We start from the raw sequence: 4,139 nt of genomic DNA on the forward strand, positions 1-4,139 counted from the left end.
CTCCGGACGCGCCGGGCGCTCCATGCGGGAGATCCAGGCCGGCACCGGCAGGTGGTGCGGGCGCTCGGTGCGGTTGGCCTTGATCTCGGCAAACTCGGCCCGGCGACGGGCGCGCCGTTCGGCGGACTCACTGCGGCGCCCGGAGGACTGGGCGCGACGCTGGGTGGCGGCCAGGCGACGCTCGGCCCGAAGTTCCATCCGGTCCTCGCGACGTTCCGCCAGGACGCGGCTGACGTAGGACGGCAGCTGACCGAAGAACCAGGCAATCAGGCCCAGGAAGGCACCGAGCCGGCGAGGAACATTGCGCAGCAGCCGGCCGGTGGCGGCAGCGGCGCCGCGGACGCGGTGGCCGACCATGGTGACGTGGTAGGCGGAACGCCACAGGCGGATCTGCGCACGGAGCGAGAGCCAGTAGTAGGCGATGGTGCGGCCCACGCGGCCCAGCGCAGCGCGCAGCAGGAAGAGACGGTACGACGTCATACGTCGATCGCTCATCGAAAGCCCCCGGTTGCTACAACCGATCCCCCCGGATCGGTCCCCCACCACACATCGTGACGGACCTAGGACGCCGCCGCACCGACTTTGGTTCGCTGGTCTCGGGTTTTGACCGAAATTCCGCGTGACGAAGCGGACCGAACGGACAGATCAGGCAGGAGCGGCTCAGCCGAACGGGTGACGGCGCGTGACGGCCCATCAGGTTGACGGGCGGTCAGGCCCAGCGTGACGTGCGGGCGAGCAGCGCCGCCAGCGCGGCAACCCCGGCGGTAGAGGTGCGCAGCACCTCCGGGCCGAGCCGGGACGTCAGCGCTCCGGCCGCCGCGAACGCCGCCAGCTCGGACTCGTCGACCCCGCCCTCCGGGCCGACCACGAGCACGACCTCTCCACTCGAGGGCAACATGACGGTCGCGAGGGGATCTGACGCGCCCTCATGCAGGACGATCGCGAGCGCGGCCGCGGAGAGCCGGGCGGACACCTCGGCCGTGCTCGCCGCCGGCGCCAACGTCGGCACCCGCGCCCGGCGCGCCTGCTTGGCCGCTTCGCGGGCGTGCGCCGCCCACCGCTGCGCCGACCGCTCCCCCCGGTCGCCGGTCCATTTCGTCACGCACCGGGCCGCCTGCCAGGGCACGATCTCGTCGACCCCGACCTCGGTGAGCACCTCGACCGCCAGCTCGCCACGGTCACCCTTGGGCAGCGCCTGGACGACGGTGAACGAGGGCGTCGGTGCCGGGGCCGTCGTCCGCTCCTGCACCGTCAGGGTCAGCGCGTCCACCCCGGCGAGGGTGACCAGGCAGTGCGCCAGCGCCCCGGTGCCGTCGGCGAGGTCGACCTGCTCCCCCGCCCGGAGCCGCCGCACCTTCGCCGCGTGCCGACCCTCGGCCCCGTCGAGCACGATCTCGTCCGAGCCCAGCGCTCCCGCTTCGACGAAGAACAGCGGCGCGGTCATCGGCGCCTCTCCCTGCGGGACGTCGTCCCGTAGGGGCGCTTGTCAGCCCGCCTGCGGGCTGACATGCGCCCGCCAGGGACGACGTCCCGCAGGATTAGCGGCCGCCGAAGATGTCGCGGATCTTGGAGAAGACGCCGGGCTGGCCACTGCCCGGGTCGTCGTCGACCTGCTCCTCGCCGCGCAGCCGGGCGAGTTCGCGCAGCAGACGCTTCTGCTCCTCGTCGAGCTTGGTCGGCGTCTGTACCTCGACGTGCACGTACAGGTCGCCGCGGCCGCTGCCGCGCAGGTGCGGAATGCCACGCGCGGACAGGCGGAGCGCCTTGTCCGACTCCTGCGTGCCCGGCTTGATCTCCAGCACGTACGGCCCGTCGAGGGTCTCGAGGGTGATGCTGGTGCCCAACGCCGCCGCCGTCATCGGGACGGTCAGGGTCCGGTGCAGGTCGTCGCCCTGCCGGGTGAACACGGGGTGCGGGGTCTCGACGATCTCGACGTAGAGGTCCCCGGGCGGGCCGCCGCCGGCGCCGATCTCGCCCTCGCCGGAGAGCTGGATGCGGGTACCGGTGTCGACGCCGGCCGGGATCTTCACCTTCAGCGTGCGCCGCGTGCGCACCCGGCCCTCGCCGGAGCACTCGGGGCAGGGCGAGGGGATCACGGTGCCGAAGCCGCGGCACTGGTTGCACGGACGCGAGGTCATCACCTGGCCGAGGAACGAGCGCTGCACGCTCTGGATCTCCCCGCGCCCCTGGCAGATGTCGCAGGTGATCGGCGAAGACCCGGGCGCGCAGCCGTCGCCGCCGCACCGGTTGCAGACCGCCGCCGTGTCCAAAGCGAGTTCCCGGGTGGCGCCGAAGGCGGCGTCGGCCAGCGAGATCTCCAGCCGGATCAGGGCGTCCTGCCCCCGCTGCACCCGGCTGCGCGGACCGCGCGCCTGACCCCCGCTGAAGAAGGCGTCCATGATGTCGCCGAAGCCGAAGCCGGCCTGGCCGCCGAACGGGCTGCTCCCGCCACCGCCGGGCTGCAGCGGGTCCCCGCCCAAATCGAACATCTGACGCTTGTTCGGGTCGGCGAGCACCTCGTAGGCGGCGGTGACCTCCTTGAACCGCTCGACGGCGCCCGGGTCCTTGTTGACGTCCGGGTGCAGCTCACGGGCCAGCTTGCGGTAGGCCTTCTTGATCTCGTCCGCACTGGCGTCCCGGGACACCCCGAGAACGCCGTAGTAGTCCGCCATGCCGTGCGCTGCCCGCCCCTACTTCTCGTCCGAGAGCATGTGGCCGACGTAGCGCGCCACTGCGCGCACCGCACCCATCGTGCCCGGGTAGTCCATCCGCGTCGGTCCGATGACGCCCAGCCGGGCGACTACCTCGCGGTGACCGTACCCGGAGGCCACGATCGAGGTACCGGCCAGGCTCTCCAGGCTGTTCTCGTGTCCGATCCGGACGCTGACGTCCGGCGAGCCCGCCTCGTTGAGCAGGCGCATCAGGACGACCTGCTCCTCCAGAGCTTCGAGCACCAGCCCGAGGGAATCGGAGAAATCGTGGCCGCCACGGGTCAGGTTGGCCGCGCCCGCCACCACCACCCGCTGGTCGCTGCTGTCGTCGATCATTCCCCGCAGCGAGGTGAGCACAGCGTCGATGACGGTGGAGTCGACCGGGTTGGCCGGCGCCGGCATCTGCTGGGCCAATTCGACCACCGCCGCATCGGCGGCGGCCAGTCGCTTGCCGTCCATCACTGCGTTGAGGCGCGCGCGCAGGTCCGGCAACAGTTCCTCGCTGGTCACCACCGGCACCTCGACCACCCGCTGCTCGACGCGGCCGGTGTCGGTGATCAGCACCAGCATCACCCGCCCGGGCCCGGTCGAGAGCAACTCCAGGTGTCGCACCGACGCCGAGGAGAGCGACGGGTACTGCACGACCGCGACCTGCCGGGTCAGCTGCGCGAGCAGGCGCACCGTGCGGTCGACGACGTCGTCGAGGTTGACCGCGCAGTCCAGGAACTGCTGGATGGCCTTGCGCTCGGCCGGCGAGAGCGGCTTGACCCCGCCCAACCGGTCGACGAAGAGCCGGTAGCCCTTGTCGGTGGGCACCCGCCCGGCGCTGGTGTGCGGCTGGGCGATGTAGCCCTCTTCCTCCAGCACCGCCATGTCGTTGCGGATCGTGGCCGGGGAGACACCCAGGTTGTGCCGGTCGACCAGCGTCTTGGAACCGACCGGCTCCTCGGTGGAGACGAAGTCCTGCACGATCGCGCGCAGCACGGCGAGCTTGCGGTCGTCCAGCACGCGCACCTCCTGCGGCGTCAACGGATTGGCACTCTCGCCTGGCGAGTGACAGTTTACGGCCCCCGCGCGCCACCCGGGTGCGGCGGCGAGCCACAGCTAACGTCGGGGGGATGCGCTCAGACATGCCCGGCGACCACTACGGCCACGACGTCCTGGCCCGGAACTGGCGCCGTCCCCAGGTGGTCCCGCAGGTCCCCGCTGAGCGCGACCTGGTCGTCGAGGACGCCGAATCCGGCTTCTGCGGGGCCGTCGTGCGCTGCGACAAGATGCCCGGTGGATGGGTGGTGACCCTCGCCGACCGGCACGACAAGCCCCGGGCCTTCCCCCTCGGCCCCGGCTTTTTGATCGACGGTAAGCCGGTCGTGCTCACCCCGCCGACGGTGGCCGGGCCGAAGGCGCCGACCCGGACCGCCTCCGGCT

5 protein-coding genes are annotated in these 4,139 nt (G+C 72.0%); 1 reads left to right on the plus strand and 4 read right to left on the minus strand.

Translation table 11 applies throughout. The features are described 5' to 3' along the window. From H0X00_RS22115 to hrcA, 4 genes are all read right to left on the minus strand, one after another. Nucleotides 1–480: hypothetical protein (locus H0X00_RS22115; protein WP_293774912.1), on the minus strand; the 480-nt coding region annotated here is incomplete at its 3' end. A gap of 229 nt (nt 481–709) precedes the next feature. Continuing rightward, nucleotides 710–1,444, minus strand: a complete 735-nt coding sequence (locus H0X00_RS22120) for a 16S rRNA (uracil(1498)-N(3))-methyltransferase (RefSeq protein WP_293774915.1) — start codon at nt 1,442–1,444, stop codon at nt 710–712. A 94-nt stretch (nt 1,445–1,538) separates the two neighbouring features. Beyond that, nucleotides 1,539–2,672, minus strand: coding sequence for a molecular chaperone DnaJ (dnaJ, locus tag H0X00_RS22125; RefSeq protein ID WP_293774917.1), 1,134 nt, complete (start codon nt 2,670–2,672; stop codon nt 1,539–1,541). A gap of 18 nt (nt 2,673–2,690) precedes the next feature. Beyond that, complete coding sequence (gene hrcA / locus H0X00_RS22130) at nt 2,691–3,719, minus strand: heat-inducible transcriptional repressor HrcA (protein ID WP_293774918.1); 1,029 nt, start codon at nt 3,717–3,719, stop codon at nt 2,691–2,693. A gap of 110 nt (nt 3,720–3,829) precedes the next feature. On the opposite strand from hrcA, the gene H0X00_RS22135 reads away from it, so the two are divergent. Next, nucleotides 3,830–4,139 (plus strand): DUF3097 family protein (locus H0X00_RS22135; RefSeq protein ID WP_293774919.1); only part of this gene is annotated, 310 nt, incomplete at its 3' end.

This window comes from Sporichthya sp. (genome assembly GCF_013815995.1).
Lineage (GTDB): Bacteria > Actinomycetota > Actinomycetes > Sporichthyales > Sporichthyaceae > Sporichthya.